24 protein-coding genes are annotated in these 25167 nt (G+C 67.0%); 17 read left to right on the forward strand and 7 right to left on the reverse strand.

What is annotated here, in order from left to right; genetic code table 11:
• The first annotated feature begins 12 nt into the window (after positions 1-12).
• Both AvAM_RS13280 and gph read left to right on the forward strand, forming a co-directional pair.
• On the forward strand, positions 13-315 hold the full coding sequence (locus AvAM_RS13280) for a putative quinol monooxygenase (RefSeq protein ID WP_137747514.1): 303 nt from the start codon (positions 13-15) through the stop codon (positions 313-315).
• A gap of 81 nt (positions 316-396) precedes the next feature.
• A complete protein-coding gene (gph, locus tag AvAM_RS13285) occupies positions 397-1062 on the forward strand; it encodes a phosphoglycolate phosphatase (RefSeq protein WP_283202040.1) in 666 nt (221 codons plus the stop codon).
• 22 nt (positions 1063-1084) lie between these two features.
• Here gph and AvAM_RS13290 read toward each other — a convergent pair whose 3' ends face one another.
• Positions 1085-2728: a methyl-accepting chemotaxis protein gene (locus AvAM_RS13290; RefSeq protein WP_137747692.1), complete on the reverse strand. Its 1644-nt coding sequence runs from the start codon at positions 2726-2728 to the stop codon at positions 1085-1087.
• Between the two features lie 271 nt (positions 2729-2999).
• Positions 3000-3587 (reverse strand): chalcone isomerase family protein, encoded by a 588-nt coding sequence (locus AvAM_RS13295; protein WP_137747516.1) that lies wholly within the window; start codon positions 3585-3587, stop codon positions 3000-3002.
• A gap of 366 nt (positions 3588-3953) precedes the next feature.
• Between AvAM_RS13295 and trpE the strand changes: the two genes are divergently transcribed.
• From trpE to AvAM_RS13335, 8 genes are all read left to right on the forward strand, one after another.
• Entirely contained in the window at positions 3954-5453 is a 1500-nt protein-coding gene (trpE, locus tag AvAM_RS13300; protein WP_137747517.1) for an anthranilate synthase component I, read from the forward strand.
• On the forward strand, positions 5450-5797 hold the full coding sequence (locus tag AvAM_RS13305) for a chorismate mutase (RefSeq protein ID WP_137747518.1): 348 nt from the start codon (positions 5450-5452) through the stop codon (positions 5795-5797). The genes trpE and AvAM_RS13305 overlap by 4 nt, the downstream gene beginning before the upstream one ends.
• A complete protein-coding gene (locus tag AvAM_RS13310) occupies positions 5794-6381 on the forward strand; it encodes an aminodeoxychorismate/anthranilate synthase component II (protein WP_137747519.1) in 588 nt (195 codons plus the stop codon). Before AvAM_RS13305 ends, AvAM_RS13310 begins: the two co-directional genes overlap by 4 nt.
• On the forward strand, positions 6378-7049 hold the full coding sequence (locus tag AvAM_RS13315) for a LysE family translocator (protein WP_137747520.1): 672 nt from the start codon (positions 6378-6380) through the stop codon (positions 7047-7049). Before AvAM_RS13310 ends, AvAM_RS13315 begins: the two co-directional genes overlap by 4 nt.
• Before the next feature lie 18 nt (positions 7050-7067).
• Entirely contained in the window at positions 7068-8108 is a 1041-nt protein-coding gene (gene trpD, locus AvAM_RS13320; protein ID WP_137747521.1) for an anthranilate phosphoribosyltransferase, read from the forward strand.
• 22 nt (positions 8109-8130) lie between these two features.
• A complete protein-coding gene (gene trpC / locus AvAM_RS13325) occupies positions 8131-8931 on the forward strand; it encodes an indole-3-glycerol phosphate synthase TrpC (protein WP_137747522.1) in 801 nt (266 codons plus the stop codon).
• Between the two features lie 69 nt (positions 8932-9000).
• A complete protein-coding gene (locus AvAM_RS13330) occupies positions 9001-9717 on the forward strand; it encodes a uracil-DNA glycosylase (protein ID WP_137747523.1) in 717 nt (238 codons plus the stop codon).
• A 66-nt stretch (positions 9718-9783) separates the two neighbouring features.
• Positions 9784-10059, forward strand: coding sequence for a DUF3253 domain-containing protein (locus AvAM_RS13335; protein ID WP_137747524.1), 276 nt, complete (start codon positions 9784-9786; stop codon positions 10057-10059).
• Positions 10060-10062: 3 nt separating this feature from the next.
• Here AvAM_RS13335 and AvAM_RS13340 read toward each other — a convergent pair whose 3' ends face one another.
• Positions 10063-10974 (reverse strand): LysR substrate-binding domain-containing protein, encoded by a 912-nt coding sequence (locus AvAM_RS13340; RefSeq protein WP_137747525.1) that lies wholly within the window; start codon positions 10972-10974, stop codon positions 10063-10065.
• A gap of 150 nt (positions 10975-11124) precedes the next feature.
• On the opposite strand from AvAM_RS13340, the gene AvAM_RS13345 reads away from it, so the two are divergent.
• A complete protein-coding gene (locus AvAM_RS13345) occupies positions 11125-12108 on the forward strand; it encodes a tripartite tricarboxylate transporter substrate binding protein (protein ID WP_056647910.1) in 984 nt (327 codons plus the stop codon).
• 145 nt (positions 12109-12253) lie between these two features.
• A complete protein-coding gene (locus AvAM_RS13350) occupies positions 12254-13864 on the forward strand; it encodes a gamma-glutamyltransferase family protein (protein WP_137747526.1) in 1611 nt (536 codons plus the stop codon).
• A gap of 74 nt (positions 13865-13938) precedes the next feature.
• Here the strand turns inward: AvAM_RS13350 and AvAM_RS13355 are convergent, their stop codons facing one another.
• From AvAM_RS13355 to AvAM_RS13370, 4 genes are all read right to left on the reverse strand, one after another.
• On the reverse strand, positions 13939-14844 hold the full coding sequence (locus tag AvAM_RS13355; protein ID WP_137747527.1) for a DMT family transporter: 906 nt from the start codon (positions 14842-14844) through the stop codon (positions 13939-13941).
• On the reverse strand, positions 14841-15986 hold the full coding sequence (gene queA / locus AvAM_RS13360; protein WP_137747528.1) for a tRNA preQ1(34) S-adenosylmethionine ribosyltransferase-isomerase QueA: 1146 nt from the start codon (positions 15984-15986) through the stop codon (positions 14841-14843). Before queA ends, AvAM_RS13355 begins: the two co-directional genes overlap by 4 nt.
• 90 nt (positions 15987-16076) lie before the next feature.
• Positions 16077-17039, reverse strand: a complete 963-nt coding sequence (locus AvAM_RS13365) for a 1-phosphofructokinase family hexose kinase (RefSeq protein ID WP_137747529.1) — start codon at positions 17037-17039, stop codon at positions 16077-16079.
• A 51-nt stretch (positions 17040-17090) separates the two neighbouring features.
• Entirely contained in the window at positions 17091-18368 is a 1278-nt protein-coding gene (locus AvAM_RS13370) for an HD-GYP domain-containing protein (protein WP_137747530.1), read from the reverse strand.
• Positions 18369-18468: 100 nt separating this feature from the next.
• Here AvAM_RS13370 and recG point away from each other — a divergent pair, with 100 nt between their 5' ends.
• The 5 genes from recG (at position 18469) to ubiA (ending at position 25153) form a co-directional block, all read left to right on the forward strand.
• Entirely contained in the window at positions 18469-20625 is a 2157-nt protein-coding gene (gene recG / locus AvAM_RS13375) for an ATP-dependent DNA helicase RecG (RefSeq protein ID WP_137747531.1), read from the forward strand.
• 38 nt (positions 20626-20663) lie between these two features.
• On the forward strand, positions 20664-21629 hold the full coding sequence (locus tag AvAM_RS13380; protein ID WP_094290364.1) for a LysR substrate-binding domain-containing protein: 966 nt from the start codon (positions 20664-20666) through the stop codon (positions 21627-21629).
• Between the two features lie 154 nt (positions 21630-21783).
• Positions 21784-23526 carry a dipeptidase gene (locus AvAM_RS13385; protein ID WP_137747532.1) on the forward strand — a complete coding sequence of 581 codons (1743 nt, stop codon included), beginning with the start codon at positions 21784-21786 and terminating at the stop codon, positions 23524-23526.
• Between the two features lie 116 nt (positions 23527-23642).
• Positions 23643-24146, forward strand: coding sequence for a Dps family protein (locus AvAM_RS13390; protein WP_063462452.1), 504 nt, complete (start codon positions 23643-23645; stop codon positions 24144-24146).
• 116 nt (positions 24147-24262) lie between these two features.
• Positions 24263-25153, forward strand: a complete 891-nt coding sequence (ubiA, locus tag AvAM_RS13395) for a 4-hydroxybenzoate octaprenyltransferase (protein ID WP_137747533.1) — start codon at positions 24263-24265, stop codon at positions 25151-25153.
• Positions 25154-25167: the final 14 nt, after the last annotated feature.

Genomic DNA, 25167 nt, shown 5'->3' on the forward strand with positions numbered 1-25167 from the left:
CAAGGCAAGACCATGATCATCGTTACCGGCCACGCCATCGCACGCCCAGACACGGAAGCTAAAGTGGAGCACTTGGCCGTGGAACATGTCCTGCGCTCCCGTGCGGAGCCTGGATGTGTGTCCCACGAAGTCAGCCGCGACGTGTTGCAGCCGCTGCGCTTCGTGTTTGTAGAACGCTGGGGCGACATGGCCACGCTGCAGGCCCACTTCCGGCTGGAGGCCTCGCGGAAGTTTGCGCATGCCATTGCCGGACTCTGCGACGCCAGCCCGCAGATGGCCATCTACCAGGCGGATGCCATCCACACGGGTGGATGAGGGTGGCGCCCTTACCATGCAGGACATTCCAAACCCCTTCATCCGCCTGTTGTGAACCTTATCCCGCTTTCCCCGTCCCGCGTGGACGCCGCAATCATCGACCTGGACGGCACCATGGTGGACACATTGGGTGACTTCAGCGAAGCACTCAACCGTATGCTGCAGGACCTGGGCCTGCCTCCCATCGACGCGGGCTCCATCGAGTCCATGGTGGGCAAAGGCTCGGAGCATTTGCTGCGATCGGTGCTGAAACACGTGCTCCCGCGCGATGGTATTGATAATGTTGCTATCAAAGTTGAAGAAATGTACCCATCGGCCTGGGCCAGCTACCAGCGCCACTACCTGACAATCAATGGCCAGTTTGCCGGGGTGTATGACGGTGTGGTGGCGGGCCTGCAGGCGCTGCGTGCCCAAGGCCTGCGCCTGGCTTGCCTGACCAACAAACCCACGGGTTTTGCGCTGCCGCTGCTGGAGTCCAAGGGGCTGGCCGGGTATTTCCAGTGTGTGTTCGGGGGCGACGCCTTTGAGCGCAAGAAACCCGATCCGCTGCCCCTTCTCAAGACCTGCGAGGCGCTGGGCACCATCCCTGCACGCACCGTGATGGTGGGCGATTCCAGTAACGACGCGCAGGCGGCGCGGGCCGCAGGGTGCCCGGTTGTGCTGGTCACCTACGGCTACAACCACGGCCAACCCGTGCGGGCCGTCGATGCCGATGGTTTTGTGGACTCGCTGGTGCAGCTGACCTGAGTTCCGCCCTGCGGGCAGGCGTTCAGGCAGTCAGCTGGCGCGGCGCCACGCTGCGGTAGTCCAGGCGCGATGCTGCGGGGGCGCTGCCCGGCACAGGCACGGAGCCACTGTGGCGGGCGGCGCTGTCCGAGAGGCGGAACACCGCCACGGCATCCACCAGTTGCCCCGCCTGCGTCTTGAGGCTGTCGGCGGCGGCGGCACTTTGCTCCACCAAGGCGGCGTTTTGCTGCGTGGCCTGGTCCATCTGGGTGATGGCCTCGCCGACCTGCGAGACACCCTGGCTTTGTTCGCTGCTGGCGGCGCTGATCTCGCCCATGATGTCGGTTACGCGGCGGATGGAGGCGACCACTTCGCTCATCGTGGCGCCCGCCTTGTCCACCAGGGCCGTGCCGCGCTCCACACGTTCCACGCTGGTGCCAATCAGGCCCTTGATCTCTTTCGCCGCCTCGGCACTGCGCTGGGCCAGGCTGCGCACCTCGCCCGCCACCACCGCAAAACCCCGGCCTTGTTCGCCTGCACGGGCGGCTTCCACAGCCGCGTTCAGCGCGAGGATGTTGGTCTGGAAGGCGATGCCGTCGATCACGCTGATGATGTCGGCGATCTTCTTGCTGCTGTCGTTGATGCCCTTCATGGTGTCCACCACCTCGGCCACCACATCGCCGCCCTGCTGGGCCACGGTCGATGCGCTCATCGCCAGCTGGTTGGCCTGGCGCGCGTTGTCGGCGTTCTGGCGCACGGTGGAGCCCAGTTGCTCCATGGAGGCAGCCGTCTCCTGCAGTGCGCTGGCCTGTTGCTCGGTGCGGGCCGAGAGGTCGTTGTTGCCCGAGGCGATCTCGGTGCTGGCGGTGGCCACGCCCTCGGCGTTGTGGCGCACATTGCCCACGATGGAGGCCAGGCGCGATTGCATGGTGGCCAGCGCCTGCAGCAGTTGCCCGGTTTCATCATTGCCACTGGCGTTGATGGGGTGGGTCAGGTCGCCATCGGCGATGTTCTCGGCAGCCTGTTTGCCCTGCTGCACGGGGCGCACGATGGAGCGCGTGACGGTGAAGGCCAGCAGCGCACCCAGCGCCACGGCAATCAGCGTGCCCACGCCCAGCAGCACCTGGCTGGCACGGGCCAGGGCGGAGGTGTCGGCCTGGCTCTCGGTGAGCTGGGTGCCCATGGCCCGGCGCAGGTCATCCAGCGACTTGAGGTACTTGTCGGCCAGCGGGCGCAGGTCCTTGTCCACCATGGCGGGCACGTTGGGCTCGCCGCCCCGGTGAAGTTCGCGAATCTCTGCGAGCTTGTCGTTATAGGCCTGGCGCGCCGTGGCAATGGCGGCCAGCAGGCCCCGCGCCTGCTCGCCTTGCACCAGGGCCTCGATGCGCTTGACCTTGGCCTCCATGCCCGTGGCGGTGGCCTGGGTGTCGGCCGTGAGCTTGTCCATGTAGTCCCGGTCGATGGCCTTGAGGAAGGCCTCGGTGCGCACCCAGTTCAGGCGGATGTCCGAGGCCCAGTCTTCGACCAGCGTCTGCTGCTCGATTTCTTGCGTGGCAACGCGCTCGCTCGCGCCTTGCAGGCTGGCAATGCGCCACATGCCGGTCGCCGCGATCAGGGCAGTGATGAGCAGGATGGCGCCAAAGGATGCGCCCAGGCGCAGGCCGACGGAGAGATTGCTGAGTTTCATGGTCATGTCAGGCGCGGAAAAGGGCAGGGAGCTGGGGGCGAGGGCGGCCCAGACAGCACGCGTTGCGAAGGGCCCGGGTGCGGGCGCCTGCGTGGCGGCGAGTGGGCTGAACGGAACAGGAAGGGCGGCGAAGAAAAAAGAGAGGCCAAGGACAAGCCTCAGCGTACGCCCCGGCCCGGCTTGCTGGTGTCGGGCGAGTGACAGCCAGGGGACTGTGAGCGTCGGGGTTTGTCCGTAGGGGGCGTTCGGGCTTGATGGGGGTCACGCCCTCTCAGGCGGGTTTGCCCAGCAGGGCGTCCTTGAGCTTCCAGTCGGCGGGTGTGTTGCCCAGCCAGATTCCCAGCAGCGCGTTGAAGAATTCAGGTTCCTTGAAGGGCTCGCCCTGCGGCTTGCCCTTGACGGTGATCACCGTGCCCGTGCCGGGGATCCAGTCGATCTGGAACTGGTCGCCGGCCACCAGCTTCTTGTGGTCCGAGAAGATCTGGCTCATGCGCAGCACGCCGGGGATCAGCTTGGAAAACGCTGCGCGGTCCATGTTGTCCTCCATGCCGCGCGAGAACAGCTTGCCCAGCTCGGTGGAATCGATCTCGCGCAGCATGGTGATGCTCATGCGCTTGGGGCCCTTGAGGGCCGCGATGTCCTGGGGCGTGTGCGCCTTCTTCTCCAGGTACAGGCCCGCCGTGTAGACCTTGAACACGGCCTTGTAGCGCACGCCTGCGCCGTTGAGTTGCAGGGTGCTGCCGCTCAGGTTGGCCGTCTCTTCGTATTTCACATCGGACACGGTGATGGGCTGGGCGGTGGCGGTGGCTGCCAGCAGGCAGGCACCGGCCATCAAAGCGCATCGCTGGAGGAAATTCATGCACAGCTCCTAAAAAAGAACGGTCGTTCGTTTCTAATTGTTGCAGCGCTCCCGGCGGCCCGCAACAGGGTTTTCGAGCGGTTGTGCGATCTCGGTCTTGCGGCCCGTCAAATCGGTCCGCCAAAAAAGCTTTGCTACACTTTGGCCCATGTTCATTCACCACGTGTTCATCACAGGTTGCAGCGACCGGGGAGCCTGGCCCTGGCGTCAGCCTGTCTCTTTGAACGCCTGATGGCACCTGGGCCGACGACGCCCCAGCGTGCACCCGTGGCCTCTACCCTGATGCGGTGAGGCCGATTGAATGGACCGCAGCGCCCCTTTTTCATTGCACTGGGACACGCGCTGCGACTGCTGGGAGCCCTCCCCGTGATCACAGAACTTGAATTCAAAAGCCTGGCCAGCGAAGGCTATAACCGCATTCCGCTCATGGTCGAGGCCTTTGCGGACCTGGAAACCCCGCTCTCGCTCTATCTGAAGCTGGCGCACACCAAGGACGGCGGCAAGCACAGCTTCCTGCTCGAATCCGTGGTGGGCGGCGAGCGCTTTGGGCGCTACAGCTTCATCGGCCTGCCCGCCCGCACCCTGCTGCGGGCCAGCGGCTTCGGGGCCGCAGCGCGCACCGAGGTGGTGACCGACGGCCAGGTGGTCGAGACCGCCCAGGGCAACCCGCTCGACTTCATTGCCGATTACCAAAAACGCTTCAAGGTGGCCCTGCGCCCCGGCCTGCCGCGTTTTTGCGGCGGCCTGGCCGGTTACTTCGGCTACGACGCGGTGCGCTACATCGAGAAAAAGCTCGAAACCACCTGCCCACCCGACACCCTGGGCTGCCCCGACATCCTGCTGCTGCAGTGCGAGGAGCTGGCGGTCATCGACAACCTCTCGGGCAAGCTCTACCTCATCGTGTATGCCGACCCGGCCCAGCCCGAGGCGTATGCCAAGGCTAAGAAGCGCCTGCGCGAGCTGAAAGAACAGCTCAAGTATTCGGTGAGCGCCCCCGTGGTCAAGGCCACCGAAAGCCACCCCGCCCAACGCGACTTTGCCAAGGCCGACTACCTGGCCGCCGTGGACCGCGCCAAAGAGCTGATTGCTGCCGGAGATTTCATGCAGGTGCAGGTGGGCCAGCGCATCCACAAGCGCTACACCGAAAGCCCCCTCTCCCTTTACCGCGCGCTGCGTTCGCTGAACCCGTCGCCGTACATGTACTTCTACGACTTTGGCGACTTCCACGTGGTGGGCGCCAGCCCTGAAATTTTGGTGCGCCAGGAAAAAACCGACGAAGGCACCAAGGTCACCATCCGCCCCCTGGCTGGCACCCGCCCGCGCGGCGCAACGCCCGAGAAGGACAAGGCCACCGAGGTTGAACTCATCAACGACCCCAAGGAACGCGCTGAGCACGTGATGCTCATCGATCTGGCACGCAACGACATCGGCCGCATCGCCAAGACCGGCACCGTGAAGGTGACCGAGGCCTTTGCCGTGGAACGCTACAGCCACGTGATGCACATCGTGAGCAATGTGGAGGGCATCCTGCACGACGGCATGACCAGCATGGACGTGCTCAAGGCCACCTTCCCCGCAGGCACGCTCACCGGCGCGCCCAAGGTGCACGCCATGGAGCTGATCGACCAGCTCGAACCCACCAAGCGCGGCCTGTACGGCGGCGCGTGTGGCTACCTGAGCTACGCGGGCGACATGGACGTGGCCATTGCCATCCGCACCGGCATCATCAAGAACGGCACGCTCTATGTGCAGGCTGCTGCGGGTGTGGTGGCCGATTCGGTGCCCGAGCTGGAATGGAAGGAAACCGAACACAAGGCCCGCGCACTGTTGCGCGCTGCAGAGTTGGTCGAGGAGGGCCTGGAATGACGACCCGCACCCCCAAAGCCATCGAGAAGGTCAAACCCTGCAACACCATGCAGGACGTGCGCCGCGAAGTGAACGCGCTGGACGACGTGCTGGTGCCCCTGCTGGTGGAGCGTGTGGGCTACATGACCCAGGCCGCCCGCATCAAGCAGGGTGTGGAACAGGTGCGCGACGAAGCCCGCATCGAAGCCATCGTGGCCCGCGTGCGCGAACGCGCCCAGGCCGAAGGCGGCGACGCCGATGTGATGGAAGCCATCTACCGCAGCCTCATGGAAGCCTGCATTGCCTATGAACACCGCGAGTTCGCCCGTCTGCGCGAGCCCGCCCTTGCCGGGAGCGCCGCATGACAAAACTCTTGATGGTCGATAACTACGACAGCTTCACCTACAACATCGTCCAGTACTTCGGTGAACTGGGTGCCGAGGTGGAGGTGTTCCGCAATGACGAAATCACCGTGGCCGAAATCGAAGCACGCCTGAATGCTGGGCAGCTCGACCGCCTGGTGATTTCACCCGGCCCTTGCTCGCCCGCCGAGGCAGGCATTTCGGTGGCTGCGATCCAGCACTTTGCCGGCAAGCTGCCTATTCTGGGTGTGTGCCTGGGCCACCAGAGCATTGGCGCGGCGTTCGGCGGCACCATCATCCGCGCGCAGGAGCTGATGCACGGCAAGACCAGCGTCATCACCACCACACAAAAGGGCGTGTTTGCGGGCCTGCCGGAGAAGTTCACCGTCAACCGCTACCACTCGCTGGCCATCGAGCGCGCCACCTGCCCCGATGTGCTGGAGGTGACGGCGTGGACCGATGACGGCGAAATCATGGGCGTGCGCCACAAGACGCTGCCCATCGAAGGCGTGCAGTTCCACCCCGAAAGCATCCTCACCGAACATGGCCACGCCATGCTCAAGAACTTTCTGGAGCAGCGCGCATGAACTTCATCGACGCCCACCAGCTGGTGATGTTCATCGCCGCAGGCTGGTTGCTGAACCTCACGCCGGGCCCTGATGTGCTCTATATCGTGACTAACGCGCTGCGCTCTGGCACCCGTGCGGGCATCGTGGCGGGGCTGGGCATTACGGCCGGGTGTTTTGTGCACATCTTTGCTGCGGCGGTGGGGGTTGGGGCGCTGCTGGCCACCTCGGCCACGGCGTTCACCGTGCTCAAGTGGGTGGGCGCTGCCTACCTGATGTGGATGGGCGTGCGCATGCTGCTGTCCAAGCCCGCTGCCGACGGAGGCAGCAGCGCTGCCCTGGTGGCGGCGCAGGCCGCACCAGCGCAGCACACGCCGCTGCGCAAGGTGTTCCTGGGTGGCTTCTGGACCAATGTGCTCAACCCCAAGGTCGCCATCTTCTTCCTGGCCTTTGTGCCGCAGTTCATCGCGCCGGGCACCGACAACAAGGCGCTGGCTTTTGTATTGCTGGGCGTGCTGTTCAACATCAACGCCATCCCCGTCAACGTGGGCTGGGCGCTGGCCGCATCGTGGATGGCGCGTCGCGCTGGCGTCATCCAGCGCGGCATGCACTGGCTGGACCGCGTGGCGGGTGCCATGTTCATCGGCTTCGGACTCAAGCTGGCCCTGACGGACCAGCCCTCCGCATAAATCACTGGAGACACCGTCATGCCCATTACCCCCCAGGAAGCGCTGCAGCGCACCATCGAGCACCGCGAAATCTTCCACGACGAGATGCTGCATCTGATGCGCATGATCATGAACGGCGAGCTGTCGCCCGTCATGACGGCGTCCATCATCACCGGCCTGCGCGTGAAGAAGGAGACCATTGGCGAGATCACCGCCGCCGCGCAGGTGATGCGCGAGTTCTCCACCAAGGTCCACGTGCCCGACAGCACACACCTGGTGGACATCGTGGGCACGGGCGGCGACGGCGCCAACACCTTCAACATCTCCACCTGCTCCATGTTCGTGGCCGCCGCTGCGGGCGCCAAGGTCAGCAAACATGGCGGGCGCGGCGTGTCGAGCAAAAGCGGCAGCGCGGATGTGATGGAAGCCCTGGGCATCCACATCAACCTCAAGCCCGAGCAGATCGCACAGTGCGTGGCAGACGTCGGCATCGGCTTCATGTTCGCGCCCAACCACCATCCGGCCATGAAGAACGTGGCCCCCGTGCGCAAGGAGTTGGGCGTGCGCACCATCTTCAACATCCTGGGCCCGCTCACCAACCCTGCGGGTGCGCCCAACATCTTGATGGGCGTGTTCCACCCCGACCTGGTCGGCATCCAGGTGCGCGCGCTGCAGCGCCTGGGCGCCGAACACGCGCTGGTGGTCTACGGCCGCGACGGCATGGACGAAGTGAGCCTGGGCGCCGCCACGCTGGTGGGCGAGCTGAAAAACGGCCAGATCACCGAATACGAAATCCACCCCGAGGACTTTGGCCTCAGTATGGCCAGCAACCGCGCCCTCAAGGTCGAAACCCCCGAACAATCGCGCGAGATGCTGATCGGCGTGCTCAAGGGCGAGCCGGGCGCGGCGCAGGACATCGTCTGCCTGAACGCCGGTGTGGCGCTGTACGCCGCCAATGTGGTCGATTCCATCCCTGGCGGCATTGCCAAGGCACGCGCTGCCATTGCCTCCGGTGCCGCGCTGGCCAAGCTGGAGCAAATGGTCACGCGCACGCACGCGCTGGCTGGCGCCGCCGCGTGATCACAACAACCAAGGTTTCCCCATGAGCGACATCCTCAACAAAATCGTGGCCGTCAAGCACGAAGAAGTGGCAGCCGCCAAAAAGCGCCTGCCGCTGCCCGCCATGCGCGCCGATGCCGAGAGCCGCGTGCTCACACGCGACTTTGAAGGCGCGCTGCGCGCCAAGATCGCCAAAGGCCAGGCGGCGGTGATTGCCGAGGTCAAGAAGGCCAGCCCCAGCAAGGGCGTGTTGCGCGCCGATTTCGAGCCCGCCGACATTGCCCAGAGCTACATGGAAGGCGACGGCAAGGTCAGCGCAGCCTGCCTGTCGGTGCTGACCGACCGGCAGTTCTTCCAGGGCCAGCCCGACTACCTGAAGCAAGCCCGCGCCAGCACGTTGCTGCCGGTGCTGCGCAAGGACTTCATGGTGGACGCGTACCAGATCTACGAATCGCGGGCCATGGGCGCCGACGCGATTTTGCTGATCGCGGCCTGCCTGGATGACGCGCAGATGGCCGACTTTGAAGCCATCGCCCGCAGCCTGGACATGGCCGTGCTGGTAGAAGTGCATGACCGCCCCGAGCTGGAGCGCGCGCTGAAGCTCAAGACCCCGCTGGTCGGCATCAACAACCGCAACCTGCGCACGTTCGAGGTGACGCTGGACACCACGCTCTCCATGCTGAAAGACGTGCCGCAGGACCGCCTGCTGGTCACAGAGTCGGGCATCCTCAAGCCTGCCGATGTGAAGACCATGCGCGATGCGGGTGTGCACGCCTTCCTGGTGGGCGAAGCCTTCATGCGCGCTGATGACCCGGGCCTTGCCCTGGCCAAGCTGTTTGCGTGAATGTATTGAATACTATTGTTTTGATAGCTGCTTGCGCTTTTCTGTAGCGCGCAGAAGGCCATTTTGACTATGAATTCACCCGTGCAAACCCCCACCCAGCTCCAGAGTGCGGACCCGGCCCACTGGCCCGTGGCGCCCGGGTGGCAACCCCTGGTGGACGCCTACTTTGCGGGCGCACGGGGCCAGGCGCTGCAGGGTTTTCTGCAGGATCGGCTGGGTGCCGGTGCGGTGATCTTCCCGCCCCAGCCGCTGCGCGCGCTGGAGCTGACGCCGCCCGACGCCGTGCGTGTGGTCATCCTGGGCCAGGACCCGTACCACGGCCGGGGCCAGGCCGAGGGGCTGGCGTTTTCCGTCGCCTCTGGCGTGCGCCTGCCGCCTTCGCTGCAGAACATCTTCAAGGAAATGCAGCGCGACCTGGGCGTGCCGTTTCCGCCCTTTCCCACGCCGGGCGGTAGCCTGGTGAAGTGGGCCCAGAACGGCGTGCTGCTGCTCAACACCGGCCTCACGGTGGAAGAGGGCCAACCCGCCAGCCATGCAGGCAAAGGCTGGGAGGCGCTCACCGACGCCGTGATCCGCCATGTGGCCGAAGGCCCGCGCCCGGTGGTGTTCATGCTGTGGGGCTCGCACGCGCAATCCAAGCGCGCCTTCATCCCGCAGGACCGGGGGCACCTCGTGCTCACGTCCAACCACCCCTCGCCGCTGTCGGCCCTGCGCCCCCCTGTGCCCTTCATTGGCAACGGGCACTTTGGCAAGGCGCGCGCGTTCCGCGAGCAGCACGGCTACTGAACGGGACATGCCCGGCTGGCGATCCGTCCGGCAAAGCGCTGACGTTCTGCAAGACGGCAGCCCGCCATGACCGACGCCGACATCGAAGCGCAGATCTTCGCGCTGCTCGCGCAGCGGTCACAGGGTGCAACGATCTGCCCCTCGGAGGTGGCCCGTGCGCTGGCGCCCGAAGGCGACTCGTGGCGCGAACAGATGCCCCAGGTCCGGCAGGTGGCGCAGGCCTTGGCGCAGCAGCGCCGTCTGCGCGTCACACGCAGCGGTGTCCCGGTGAATGCAACGGCGCCCGGCGGGCCGATTCGTCTGGGGCTGGTGCGCGGTGACCCCGGTGGGGAGTCACGCTGAGCGTTACCACTGCTGCTGTAGCCGTTCCTTGAGCAGTTCCAGAAACGCCTGCGCCGCCACCGGCAGGCTGCGCCCGGCCAGGGTCTGGATCTCGATGTCGCGCAGGTCCATGCCGGGGTCGCTGATGGGCAGGGCCACGATGGCGCCTTCGGCCACCAGGTGGCGCACGGCGATCTCGCTGGCTACCGACAGCCCGCCGCCCAGTTGCACAAAGTTGACCACCGTCTTGGCATGGTTGCTGATGAGCACGGCTTCGAGCTGCAGGCCCTGGCGGCTGCAGACGATGTCGATCATCTGGCGCACCGTGGTTTCGGCCGGGGGCAGGGCCAGCGGGTAGGCGGCCATCTGCGCCAGGGTCACGCTGCCTGCGCTGGCCAGCGGGTGGCCGGGCGGCAGCAGGGCCAGCACCGGGGCGCTCTGGCGGTAGGCCACGTCGATGTCCTTGTGCGGCGCGCGGCTGAAGCACAGGCCGATGTCGGCCGCGCCGCTGCGCACGGCGTCGGGCACCTGGGCCGTGGGCAGGGCGATCACGCTGAACTGCACCCCGGCATAGGTGCGCTGGAACTCCACGCACAGGCGTGGCACCAGCTCGTTGGCAAATGCGTCGGACGTGGCCAGGCGCACCTGCCCGGCCCGCAGGCCCTGCAGCGCACCGATCTCGCCCAGCGCGCGCTCGGCGTCCAGCAGGGTGCGGCGCGCGTGCACCGCCAGGATCTCGCCCGCCGCCGTCAGCACCATGCCGCGCGGGTGGCGCTCGAACAGGGGCGTTCCCAGTTGCGCCTCCAGCCCCGCGATCTGGCGGCTCAGCGCCGAGGCGGCCACATGCAGGCGGGCCGAGGCCTCGGTGAGCGAACCGCTCTGCGCCACAGCCAGAAAGTAGCGCAGGGTGGTGTCTTGCAGCAGGTGGGGGCGCATGGGGGAAGGGGCAGAGGGAAGCCCGCAGTATGCGCCGGTTTGCCGTGGCGGCAAAGCAGGTTGCTGAAATGCTGGTGGTCAAGCAAGGCGCAGCTTCCTAAGATGGTTCCATCCTTTGTTGTGTCCGATTTCTTTGCGGGAGTGCTCTGTATGCGTCTACTTTCCTGGGGCCGTGGTGTCTGGGGCCTGGCCGGCCTGCTGGTGCTGGCGTCTGCCGCACACGCGCAAGCGAATTGGCCGGACCGCCCCGTGCGGGTGATCGTGCCCTTCCCGGCCAGCGGCGCGACCGACCTGGTGGCCCGCGTGGTCACCCAGCGCGTGGCGGCCGACCTGGGCCAGCAGCTGGTGGTGGACAACAAGCCTGGCGCGGGCGGCACCCTGGGCACGGCCGAGGCGGCCAAGGCCGCACCCGACGGCTACACCCTGCTACTGACCACCAGCAGCACGCACGCCATCTCGCCCCACCTGATGCCCAAGCTGGCCTACGACCCGCGCAAAGACTTCACGCCCGTGGCCCATGTGGCTGACGCGCCCAGCGTTTTGCTGGTCACCAACTCGCTGCCCGTCAAGACCGTGGGCGAACTGATTGCCTATGCCAAGGCCCACCCTGGCAAGCTCAACTACGCCACCAGCGGCAACGGCACCATCGTGCACCTGAACACGGCCGCCTTCAGCGCCCAGGCGGGTGTGGAGATGACGCACATCCCTTACAAGGGCACGGCGCTGGCCATCCCTGATCTGATTGCCGGGCAGACGCATGTGCTGTTTGACTCCCTGCCCACCGGCATGCCCCACGCCAAGGCCGGACGCCTGCGCGCCATCGCGGTGACCAGCGAGAAGCGCAGCACCCTGGCGCCCGAGCTGCCCACGCTGGCCGAGTCCGGCCTGCCCGGTTATTCGTCGGTGACCTGGTTTGGTGTGTACCTGCCTGCAGGTGCGCCGCCCGCGCTGGTCGAGAAGGTGCACAAGGCCTTTGCCAAGGCCGTGCAGGCGCCTGAAGTGGCCGAGAGCCTGGCCAAGCTGGGCGTGGAGCCCGCTGCGCCGCGCACGCCCGCGCAGTTCGCCAGCATGGTGCAGGCCGACAGCAACCGCTGGGCGGCGGTGATTCGCCAGCACAAAATAAATATTGATTAACCCCCTGAGTCGCCTTCGGCGCCTTCCCCCAAGGGGGACGACGCCCTCGGTGCGGGGCGGCCCTTCCTCGGCGTCTCTCGCCTGCGCCATGCCTGATCTACCCGCGTCTGGCTCACCGGACATGGGCCCTGGAGACACACGCTTTATGAATTCCAATTCTCTCGACTGGTCCCTTCCCTACGCCTCCAACCGCAGTGCGGTCATGGGGCGCAACGTGGTCTCCACCTCGCAGCCGCTGGCGGCGCAGGCGGGGCTGCGCATGCTGCTGGCGGGTGGCAACGCGGTGGATGCCGCCATTGCCGCCGCCATGGCGCTCACGGTGGTGGAGCCCACGGGCTGCGGCCTGGGCAGCGACGGGTTTGCCATCGTGTGGGATGGCAAGGAGTTGCATGGCCTGAACGCCTCGGGCCGCTCGCCTGCGGCGTGGACGCCTGAATACTTCGAGAAGCTGGGCGGCATCCCGGAGACGGGCTGGAACGCCGTCACCGTGCCGGGCGCCGTGTCGGCCTGGGTGGCACTGTCCAAGCGCCTGGGCAAGCTGCCATTTGCGCAGCTGGCCCAGCCCGCCATCGACTACGCGCGCAACGGTTTTCCGGTGTCGCCCACCATCGCCCGCCTGTGGGCGCTGGGCGCGGCCAAGCTGGGCACGCAGCCCGGGTTTGCAGAGTGCTTCATGCCTGACTACCTGGGTGGCCGCGTGCCCCAGGCGGGCGAAATCTTCCGCAGCGAAGCCCATGCGCGCACGTTGGAGCTGATCGCCGAAACCGAGGGCGAGGCCTTCTACCGGGGCGTGATTGCCGAGCGCATCGCCGCGCATGCGCAAGCCAACGGCGGCGCCATGACCATGGCCGACCTGGCCGCCCACCAGGCCGATTGGGTGGGCACCATCCAGCAGCGCTTTGGTGACTCGGTCATCCACGAAATTCCGCCCAACGGCCAAGGCATCGCCGCACTGATGGCGCTGGGAATGCTCGACGCGCATGGCATCGGCGCACACCCGGTGGACGATGTGGAGACGGTGCACGCCAGCATCGAGGCCATGAAACTCGCGTTCGCCGACCTGCACCAGTACAACGCCGACATCGACGCCATGCCGGTGAAGCCGGATGCGCTGCTGAACCCCGACTACCTGCGCAGCCGCGCCGCGCTGATCGACACTACACGCGCTGGCGACCCCGGCTATGGCGCGCCGCGCCCCGGCGGCACGGTGTACCTGGCAGCGGCCGATGCGTCCGGCATGATGGTCTCCTTCATCCAGTCCAACTACATGGGTTTTGGCTCGGGCGTGGTGGTGCCGGGCACGGGCATCAGCCTGCAGAACCGGGGCCACGGCTTCAACCTGACTCCGGGCCACGCCAACCAGGTGGCGCCGCGCAAGCGCCCCTCGCACACCATCATCCCGGCCTTTGCCATGCATGCCGACGGCACGCCGCAGATGGCTTTTGGCGTGATGGGCGGCCCCATGCAGAGCCAGGGCCACACGCAGATGGCGCTGCGCGTGCTGCGCTACGGCCAGAACCCGCAGGCGGCGGCCGATGCGCCCCGCTGGCGCATCACCGGTGGCAAGGGCGTGGCCGTGGAGCCAGGCTTTGACCCCGCCGTGGTCGCCGCGCTGCGCGCGCGCGGGCACGAGGTGACGGTGGAAGAGGGCAACGGCGTGTTCGCCTTTGGCGGCGCCCAGCTGGTGCTGAAGAGCGGCAACAGCTACATCGCAGGCTCCGATCCGCGCAAGGACGGATGCGCTGTGGTGTACTGAGTTTGCTATAAAAATAGGAGCTATCTGCGCTTGTTGGTCGCGCGCAGAGGCCCTTTTTTTCAATAAGCTGGCGCCTACCGGGTCTCGCGCACGGTCAGCCAGGCGCTGGCTGCGCCGCTGAGCACGATGGCTGCAATGCCCGCCATCGACCATGCATCCGGCACATGGCGGTACACCAGCCAGCCCGCCAGCATGGCAAACCCGATCTGCGAATACAGAAACGGCGCAATCGTCACCGGCGTGGTGCGTGCATAGGCGTTGAGCAGCAGCATGTGGCCCACCGCGCTCGACAGGCCCATGGTGAACATGCCCGCCCACAGCCACGGATCGCTCACCGGTTGCCAGAAGAACGGCGCGCCCAGCGACACCAGCGCGGTAGCGATCCAGCTGGTGTAGAGCTGCGTGGTGGCGGGGCTTTCCTGGCCCGCCATCTTGCTGCTCAGCACCTGGTAGCCCGTGCCCGAGGCCAGCATGCACAGCGGCCACAGCAGTGCCCAGGTGAAGGCCTCGCCGCCGGGCCGGATGATGGCCAGCGTGCCCGCCAGGCCCGTCACCACCAGCAGCCAGCGCAAAGGGCTTACAGGCTGGTGCAGCCACAGGGCCGCCACCACCGTCACACACAAGGGCACCGTGGCCACGATGGCCGTGAACTCCGCCAGCGGCAGGGCCGTGAGGCTGATGAAGCCGAACAGGCTGGTCATGGCGAACAGCGCGCCGCGCAGAACCTGAAAGCGGGGCTGTGTGGTGCGCAGCGCCGAGCGCCCCGCGCGCTGCAGCACAAAGGCCGTGGTCAGCAGCGACTGGAACACGTAGCGCATCCACAGTGCCATGACGATGGGCACACCCACGCTGACCAGCTTGCTGGCGGTGTCCAGCAAGGCAAAGAAAGCGCAGGCCACCACGGCCAACGCGATGCCTGCCAGCGCCGCACGCCGGCGGGCTGCAGGGCTGGTCGATAACGCAGGGCTGGTGGGGCTCACGGCGTGCCGCGTGCGCGCTCCAGCAGCATGGCGTCGCCGTAGCTGAAGAAGCGGTACTGCTGCGCAATCGCGTGCCGGTACAGGCCCATGATGTGGGCGTAGCCCGCAAACGCGCTCACCAGCATCATCAGCGTGCTCTTGGGCAGGTGGAAGTTGGTGATCAGGACATCCACCACCTGGAACGCAAAGCCCGGCGTGATGAAGATGTTGGTGTCGCCCGAGGCCTGACCGGTCTTGGCCCACGACTCCAGCGTGCGCACGGTGGTGGTGCCCACGGCCACCACGCGGCCGCCGCGCTGGCGGCAACGCTCCAGCGCCGCGAGCGTGGCCAGCGGAATCTCATACCACTCGCTGTGCATCTGGTGCTCGGCCAGGTTTTCGGTCTTGCAAGGCTGGAAGGTGCCTGCGCCCACATGCAGCGTGACACTCGCGCGCTCGATGCCGCGCGCGGCCATGTCGGCCAGCACGCCTTCGTCAAAGTGCAGCGCGGCCGTGGGCGCGGCCACGGCGCCGGGGTTGCGGGCAAACACGGTCTGGTAGCGCTGGCTGTCCTCGGCCTCGTCGGGGTCGTGGTCGGTGTTCTGGTGGCGCTCGATGTAGGGCGGCAGCGGCAGGTGGCCGTGGCGGTCCATCAGCTCCCAGGGCGACTCGCCCGCCGGGCCGTGCAGTGCAAAGCGGAACAGCGGGCCGTCTTCGGTGGGCCAGCGGCCCAGCAGCTGCGCGTCAAAGCCGCCCGCCTGGCGGCCACCGGCCATGTGCACCACGCTGCCGGGCAGGGGCTTCTTGCTGACCTTCATGTGGGCCACGACTTCGTTGCCCTGGCCACCGGCTTCGGCGGGCAGCACGCGCTCGATCAGCAGCTCCAGCTTGCCGCCGCTGGCCTTTTCACCAAAGATGCGCGCCTTGACCACGCGCGTGTCGTTGAAGACGAGCAGGTCACCCTCGCGCAGCAGGCCGGGCAGCTCGCGGAAAACGCGGTCCACCGGCTGCATGGCGCGGCCGTCGAGCAGGCGCGAGGCGCTGCGCTCGGGCGCGGGGTGCTGGGCAATGAGTTCGGGGGGCAGCGAGAAGTCGAAGTCGCTGAGGGTGAACACGCGGGGAGCGTGGGGCGCGCTGGCTGCGCCGGGGGAAAAATCAGTCATCGTGCTTGAGGGCCGAACGGGCCCGTGCCAAGGTAAAAATTGCGGAAGGCGCGATTGTCCCACGGGGCTGCAGGCCCTGCAGGTACGGTGCTATGGCTGGGGCGTGAACGCCACCGGAGCGGGCACGCTGCGCACCAGCCGCTGCACATCGTCGGCCTGGGCCAGGGTGGTGCCCGGATGCAGCAGGGCCGCTGCCCCGGCCGCCACGCCCCAGCGCAGCGCCTCGGCAGGCGCATCGCCCCGGTCCAGCGCCCAGACCAGCGCCGCCAGAAAGCAGTCCCCCGCGCCCGTGGTGCCGGTGGTGGCAGGCACATTCAGCGCCGGGGCCTGCCACACGCCTTCCCGTGTGGCGAGCACCGCGCCTTGTTCGCCCAGCGACAGGGCCACGGTCTCGGCCGCACCGCTGCGCACCAGTGACTGGGCGGCGGTGCACCAGTCGGCGGCGTGCTCCAGCGGCTGCTGCACCAGCTCGCGCAGCTCTCGCAAGCTGGGCTTGGCCAGCGCCACCCCGGCCTGCAGCGCGGCGGCCAGCGGCGGGCCCGAGGTGTCCACCACCAGGCGGGTGGGAGCGCCCTGCAGGGCCAGCGCGCGGGCCAGCCGGGCGTAGAAGTCCTCCGGTGTGCCGGGCGGCAGGCTGCCGCTGGCAATGAGCCAGCGCGGCGGTGTGGTTTGGCGGGCCAGCCCGTCCAGGCAGCCTTGCCATTCAGCGGGCTGCAGCGTGGGGCCGGGCAACACAAACCGGAACTCCTGGCCTGTGCCGGTCTCGACCACCGAGAAGTTCTCGCGCGTGTCGCCCGCAATGGGTTGCAGCGCCGTGGGCACCCCCTCGTCGGCCAGCAGTTGTTGCACCTGCGCGCCCGCAGCACCACCCGCCAGCGCCCAGGCCGTCACGTCGGCGCCCAGCCGCTGCAGCACGCGGGCCACGTTGATGCCACCGCCCCCGGCAAAACGCTGCACCGGGCCACAGCGCAGCTTGTGCGTGGGCGCAACCTGGGCGGTGGTGGTGGCCAGGTCGAGCGCGGGGTTCAGGGTCAGGGTGATCAGGGCGGGCACGAAGGGGCCGGGCGAGGAGGACGGGGCGGTAGTCAGGGCAACCGGGCCGGGCTACCAGGCCTTTTCGGCAAAGCCCGACCAGAGTTCATTGATGTCCGGGAAGCGCCACTTCTCGGGGTCTTCGCGCGCCACGATCTTTTCGGTGCAGCCGGGGGCGGCCAGGTCCACCAGTTCAGGGGGGATGCGCAGATCGGACTTGGTCGAGAAGAAAACCTTGACGATGGGGGTGGTGAGGGCCGTGGGGGCCTGTTCGGTCACCACGCCAATGCGCCCCGAGGTCAGCCGCACCAGCGAGCCCACGGGGTAGATGCCGATGCTCTTGACGAAGGCCTGGAACAGCCGCGCGTCGAAGTGGTCGTTGGTCCACTCGGCCATGCGGCGCAGCGACTCGGACGGGTCCCAGCCGCTTTTGTAGGGGCGGTCGGAAGTGACGGCGTCGTACACGTCGCAGATGGCCGTCATGCGGGCGATCACGCTGATGCCATCGCCCTTGAGTTTGTCGGGGTAGCCCGAGCCGTCGATTTTTTCGTGGTGGTGCAGGCAGGCGTCGAGCACGGCATCGGGCACGTTGCCGCCTTCCTTGAGCATGTGAAAGCCTTCCACCGGATGGCTGCGCACCACGGTGAACTCCTTGTCGGTGAGCTTGCCCGGCTTGTTGAGCACCGACAGCGGGATGGCTGCCTTGCCCAGGTCGTGCAGCAGGCCCGCCATGCCCGCCAGGCGGGTCTGTTCATCGTTGAGCTTGAGCTGGCGCGCCAGCGCCACCATCAGCGCACACACGGCCACCGAGTGCATGTAGGTGTAGTCGTCGGCGGTCTTGAGGCGCGCCAGGCTGATCAGCGCGCCCGGGTTGCGGGTGACGGAGTCCGAGATTTCTTCCACCAGGCTCTGCGCACCGGCCGAGTCCACCGCACGGCCCATGCGGGCTTCGCTGAACATCGACACCACGGCTTTCTTGGACTTCACGCAGATGGCGGCGGCCATCTTGAGTTCGCCCTGCATGTCGGTGGGGGTGCGATTGCGCACCGGAGGGGGCGGCACGGGCAGGCTCACCTGGATGGGGGGCAGGTCTTCAAGGCGGCCAAAGTCGGTTTCTATCCTGGCATCCACTTCTTCGCGCGAAACTGAGGTGGTGCCAACGGCTACATCCAGGCCTTTTGAGGTGTCAATCCAACACTCCTGGATGGCGGTGGCCTGGATGCGCGCCAGGTCCTTGGGATCTTTGAGCACAAACTTGGCGCGCCAGAACGGGTGGTCCATCCATGAGCCGCAGAACTCGTGCAGGTACATGCCCAGGGTGAGGTGTTGGATTTGGATGCGCTTGAGCATGTTGTGGCAGGACCCGCAAAAACCGCCCATCGTCAGGCGTGACTAACGGTAACCATGTTAGCCTTTTTGCCCCGTCCTTGTCGTTCGTAAAACCCGTTACATGCCGTCTGCAGCCCCCAGAGTTTCCCCTAGCGCCAAGCCCCCGGCGGCCCCTGCTGCGGCCAAAGGCGGGGCCTCGGTGGCACAGAAGGCGCTGCAGAAACTCGGGCTGCGCCGCGACATCGACCTCGCCCTGCATTTGCCGCTGCGCTACGAAGACGAAACGCGCATCATTCCACTGGCCAATGCGCGTGATGGGCAGATGGCCCAGATCGAGGCCACGGTGGTGGCGAGTGAAGTGCAGCTGCGCCCGCGCCGCCAGCTGGTGGTGCAGGTGGAGGACGGCAGTGGCAGCTGCGAGCTGCGTTTTTTCAGCTTCTACCCTTCGCACCAGAAGACCCTGGCCGTGGGCGCGCGCCTGCGCATCCGGGGCGAGGTCAAAGGCGGCTTCTGGGGGCGGCAGATGCTGCACCCGGCGTTTCGCCTGGCTGGCGGGGAGCTGCCCGCCGCGCTCACGCCCGTCTACCCCACCACCGCCGGGCTGCCCCAGCCGTACCTGCGCCGCGCCGTGGTCAGTGCGCTGACCCGCGTGGACTTGTCGGACACGCTGCCGCCGGGGGCCGAGCCACCCTGGGCGCGTTTTCATGGTCAAAATGGCCTCCACCGCGCGTTCAGCTTGCGTGAAGCGCTCACTTTTTTGCACCACCCCACGCCCGACGTGGCGCTGTCCACGCTGGAGGACCACAGCCACCCTGCCTGGCAGCGCCTGAAGGCCGAAGAGCTGCTGGCCCAGCAGCTGTCGCAGCAACAGTCGCGGCGCGAACGCGACATGCTGCGTGCCCCCGTGCTGCGGCCCCGGCCCAGTGCCGAGGGCGCCTTGCCCTTGCACGAACAGCTGATGGCCGTGTTGCCATTCGACCTGACCGCTGCCCAGCGCCGCGTGGGCGAAGAGATTGCCGCCGACCTGGCCCGCCAGGTGCCCATGCACCGTTTGTTGCAGGGCGATGTCGGCTCGGGCAAAACCGTGGTGTCGGCCCTGGCCGCCTGCCTGGCCATGGACGCGGGCTGGCAGTGCGCGCTGATGGCGCCCACCGAAATCCTGGCCGAGCAGCACTTCGCCAAGATGATCGGCTGGCTCGAACCCCTGCTGGCCGCACGCGGCCGCAAGGTGGCCTGGCTGGTGGGCGGGCAAAAGAAGAAGGACCGCACCGCCATGCTGGCCCTGGTGGCCAGCGGCGAGGCCGCACTGGTGGTGGGCACCCACGCCGTGATCCAGGAGCAGGTGCAGTTCAAGAACCTGGCGCTGGCCATCATCGACGAGCAACACCGCTTTGGCGTGGCGCAGCGGCTGGCCTTGCGGCAAAAGCTCGCAGCCCACGGCATGGAGCCGCACATGCTGATGATGAGCGCCACCCCGATTCCGCGCACCTTGGCGATGAGCTACTACGCCGACCTGGATGTCTCCGTCATCGACGAATTGCCCCCGGGCCGCACCCCCATCGTCACCAAGCTGATCGCCGACAGCCGCAAGGACGAGGTGATCGAGCGCATTGGCGCGCAGGTGGAATCCGGCCGGCAGGTGTACTGGGTGTGCCCGCTGATCGAAGAGAGCGAGGCGCTGGACCTCTCCAACGCCACCGCCACGCACGCCGACCTGAGCGAGGCCCTGCCCGGAGTGATGGTCGGTCTGCTGCATTCGCGCATGCCCACCGCCGAGAAAAAGGCGGTGATGGCGCTCTTCACCAGCGGCCAGATGGGCGTGCTGGTCAGCACCACCGTGATCGAAGTGGGCGTGGACGTTCCCAATGCCTCGCTCATGGTCATCGAACATGCCGAGCGTTTTGGCCTGAGCCAGCTGCACCAACTGCGCGGCCGGGTGGGGCGCGGCGCGGCAGCGTCGGCCTGCGTGCTGCTCTACGCCACCAACGACAGCGGCCGCGTGGGCGAAACCGCCAAGGAGCGCCTGCGCGCCATGGCCGAGACCAATGACGGCTTCGAGATCGCCCGGCGCGACCTGGAGATCCGTGGCCCCGGCGAGTTTCTGGGCGCGCGTCAGTCGGGCGACGCGCTGCTGCGTTTTGCCGACCTGGCCACCGACACCCACCTGCTCGAATGGGCGCGCGAACTGGCCCCGCAGATGCTGGACCGCCACCCGGATTTGGCCGCCAAACACGTGGCGCGCTGGTTGGGTGGAAAATCGGACTATCTCAAGGCGTGAGACGTTCACGACGCTGACGTGGCCCGCAGGAACACACCATGACCCTCACCGAACTCAAGTACATCGTTGCGGTGGCCCGCGAAAAGCACTTTGGCCATGCGGCCGATGCCTGCTATGTCTCGCAACCCACGCTCTCGGTGGCCATCAAGAAGCTGGAAGAAGAGCTGGACGTGAAGCTGTTCGAGCGCAGCGCGGGCGAGGTGACGGTGACGCCGCTGGGCGAAGACATCGTGCGACAGGCGCAGAGCGTGCTGGAGCAGGCAGCGGCCATCAAGGAAATCGCCAAGCGCGGCAAGGACCCGCTGGCCGGGCCGCTCACGCTGGGGGTGATCTACACCATCGGCCCCTACCTGTTGCCCGAACTGGTGCGCCAGTCCATCACGCGCACGCCGCAGATGCCGCTGATGCTGCAGGAGAACTTCACCGTCAAGCTGCTGGAGATGCTGCGCACGGGCGAGATCGACTGCGCCATCCTGGCTGAGCCTTTCCCCGATACCGGCCTGGCCATGGCGCCGCTGTATGACGAGCCCTTCATGGCGGCCGTGCCCAGCACCCATGCGCTGGCGGCGCAGCGCTCGGTCACGGCGGCCGAGCTGAAAAGCGAGACCATGCTGCTGCTGGGCGCGGGCCACTGCTTCCGCGACCATGTGCTGGAGGTCTGCCCCGAGTTCGCACGCTTTGCGAGCAACGCCGAGGGCATCCGCAAGTCGTTCGAGGGCTCGTCGCTGGAGACCATCAAGCACATGGTGGCGGCTGGCATGGGCGTGACGCTGGTGCCGCGCCTGTCGGTGCCGCGCGATGCGCTGCTCACCGTGTCGCGCCGCCGCAAGAGCGACGAGACCTACATCCGCTACCTGCCCATCCGCGAGGAGGACGGCAGCCCGCCGCCCATGCGCCGCGTGGTGCTGGCCTGGCGGCGCAGCTTCACCCGCTATGAGGCCATTGCCGCGCTGCGCAATGCCATTTATGCCTGCGAACTACCGGGCGTGAACCGCCTGTCCTGACCCCGCCCTGTCGCAGCGTGGAGCCGGGGGAATCGGCGCTACACTCGCGCCGCCCCTGTGCTGGCCGACCTGGCCCCGCGCGTTGAGGCATGCATCTGGCGCAGTGCCCGTGGACCATCGTCCGGCTGCGTCCCGCTTTCTACAGAAGGTTCCCATGAAGAAGCTCTGGCTTACCGCCACCCTGGCCGCCGCGTTGACGGCGTGCTCGTCCATCCCCTCCGCCACGGCACCCACGGCCGCCACGCTCAAGAAGCCCACGCTCGACCGCATCGCGGCGGCGCCCACGGCAACGACGGCTGCGGATTTCCGCCAGTTCCTGGCGCTGGCTGCGCAGATGCAGCCCGAGTTGCAGCCCGCCGTGGCGGCCTATGCAGAGAAGAAGCCCCTGGCGGGCGATGACCTGGTCAACATCAGCCGCCTGCTGGGCCTGCACAACCGCCTGCGCAACCAGGCAGCCGTGATCGATGCCACGGCGAAGATGGTGGCCATCCCCACCGTGCGGTCTGCCAAGGTGCCGCCCCATGAAGACCCCGCCATCATTGCCTTCGGCACCCTGGTTGAAGGCATGGCGCGCGACTTTGGCCTGCAGTACCGCAATGTGGACAACCGCATCTTTGAAGTGAAGCTGCCTGGCAGCGGCCCCGAGGAATTCGGCATCCTCACGCACGCCGACGTGGTGCCCGTGGTGGCCGACGAATGGGTGCTGGACGACGGTACCAAGCTTGACCCCTTCAAGTTGACCCGCGTGGGCGGCAACCTGTATGGCCGGGGCTCCATCGACGACAAGGGCTCCATCGCCACCGTGCTGTTTGCGATGAAGGCCGTGAAGGACAGCGGCCTGCCGCTGGCCCGCACCATCCGCCTCATGATCGAGACCACCGAGGAAACCGGTGGCGACGCGATGAAGTACTACCGCGCCAAGACCGCACTGCCCGAGTACAACATCGTGCTCGACAGCAAGTACCCCGCCGTGGTGGCCGAAAAGGGCTCGGGCGCGCTGCGCGCATCCTTCCCGCTGCAGTCCACGGCCAGCACCGACGCGACGGCGATCACGGCCATGGCCGGGGCCGCCTCGACCAACGCCGTGCCCCAAACGGCCACCGCCCGCCTGCAGGGCGGCAACCTGGCCGATGTGGCCGCGCGGCTGGATGCAGCCAAGGCCGGTTTTGTCGAGAAGTACCAGCCGCAGGGCGGCGCCTTCCGCATCGACGTGGCGCAGGACGGCGGTGCGGTGGTGGTGAAGGTGACGGGTGCATCGGCCCACGGCTCGCGCCCCGAAGAGGGCGTGAACCCGCTGCCGCGCCTGGCGCTGTTCCTGAAGGAAGCCGGCGTGGCGTTGGCGCCCAACGGCTACACGCAGGCCGTGCGCTACCTCACCGACCTGTACGGTGTGGACTACCTGGGCCGCACACTGGGCCTGGCCTACAGCGACGACTTCATGGGCCCGCTCACGATGTCGCCCAACCTCATCCGCGAGAAGGATGGCAAGGTCGATGTGCTGGTGAATGTGCGCATGCCCCGTGGCAGCACGCCCGAGGCACTCACGCAGGCCACGTCGGCCAAGATCAAGACCTGGGGCGCCCAGGCCGGTGTGGCGGTGGAAGTGGACCACCAGCAGGGCAACTGGATGGCGCGCGACCCCAAGGGCGCCTGGCTGGCCACGCTGCTCAACACCTTTGGCGACACCACCGGCCTGGAAGCCAAGCCCGTGCCCACGGCAGGCAGCACCACGGCCAAGCTCATGCCCAACGCCATCAACTTCGGCCCCGCCATGCCGGGCAAGAAGTACACGGCCCACAACGCCAAGGAGTTCAAGGAAGTGGTGGACCTGGACGCCGACATGCAGATGTTCACCGAGATGCTGGTGCGCATCGGGAATTTGAGCCAGATGCAATAACGGCCGGGGCGGCTGCGCTACAGTGGCCGTGAGCCGCCACGCAGCGCCCCCGGGCATCCGCCGGGGCGCCGCGTGGCAGATCCATCGATTGTTTTTCTGCCAACGAAGGAGCTTCCATGGCCAAAGCCGCCAAGACCACCGCCGCCCCCAGCATCAACATCGGCATCAGCGACAAGGACCGCGCCGCCATCGCCCAGGGCCTCTCACGCCTGCTGGCCGACACCTACACGCTGTACCTGACGACCCACAACTTCCACTGGAACGTGACGGGCCCGATGTTCAACACGCTGCACACCATGTTCATGGCGCAGTACACCGAACTGTGGAACGCGGTGGACCCGATCGCCGAGCGCATCCGCTCGCTGGGCCATGTGGCTCCCGGCTCGTACGCCGAGTTTGGCAAGCTGGCCACCGTGCCCGATGCCCCCGCCAAGCCGCCCAAGGCGCTGGAGATGGTGCGTGTGCTGGTTGAAGGCCACGAGGCCGTGGCCCGCACCGCGCGCAGCCTGTTCCCCCTGGCCGACAAGGCCAGCGACGAGCCCACGGCCGACCTGCTGACCCAGCGCCTCACGGTGCACGAGCAGACGGCCTGGATGCTGCGCTCGCTGCTGGAAGAGTAGTAAGAACATCACCATGTGGTGAACCGAACGCCCGGTGGCTGCCAAGCCCCCGGGCGTTTTCAATAGGTGCCATGGAGCAACCGGTGCCGGACCTGCATCTGGGAAAATCCCGCGCCATGACCGCCACCACCGCCCCCCGCAGCCGCTTTTCGCTTTACCTCGACCTCATCCGCTGGGACCGGCCCGCAGGCTGGCTGGTGTGCCTGTGGCCCACGCTGTCGGCGCTCTGGATCGCGGCCGACGGGTTTCCGGGCTGGCACCTGCTCACTGTGTTTGTGCTGGGCACCATCCTCATGCGCAGCGCGGGCTGCTGCGTGAACGATGTGGCCGACCGCGACTTTGACAAACATGTCAAGCGCACGGCGCAGCGCCCGGTGACCACCGGCGCCGTGAGCGTGAAGGAGGCGCTGGGCCTGGGCGCCGTGCTGGCGCTGGTGTCGTTTGGCCTGGTGCTGACCACCAACACCGCGGCCATCGCCTGGTCGGTGCCCGCCGTGCTGGTGGCCATTGCCTACCCGTTCACCAAGCGCCTCATTTCCATGCCCCAGGCGGTGCTGGGCATTGCGTTCAACTTTGGCATCGTCATCGCCTTTGCCGCCTTGCAGGGCAGCGTGCCTGCGGTGGCCTGGTGGATGTGGCTGGGCAATATGTTCTGGGTGCTGGCCTATGACACCGAATACGCCATGGTGGACCGCGATGACGACCTGAAGATCGGCATCAAAACCTCGGCCATCACGCTGGGGCGCTTCGATGTGGCGGGCATTGTGCTGTTCTACCTGCTCTTCATCGGTATTTGGGCGGTAGCGCTGGCCCCCTATGCGCTAGGCGCTATTTTTTATATAGCGCTTGCGGTGGCGCTGGCGCAGGCCGTGTGGCACTTCACGCTGATCCGCACCCGCACCCGCGAGGGCTGCTTCAAGGCGTTCCGTATCAACCACTGGCTGGGTGCCACGGTGTTTGCAGGCATTGCGGGCAGCTACCTGGTGCGATCAATACTCACAAATTGATAGCTGTCAGCGCT

Origin of the sequence: Acidovorax sp. NB1, assembly GCF_005405905.1 — a bacterium.
Taxonomy (GTDB): Bacteria; Pseudomonadota; Gammaproteobacteria; order Burkholderiales; family Burkholderiaceae_C; genus Acidovorax.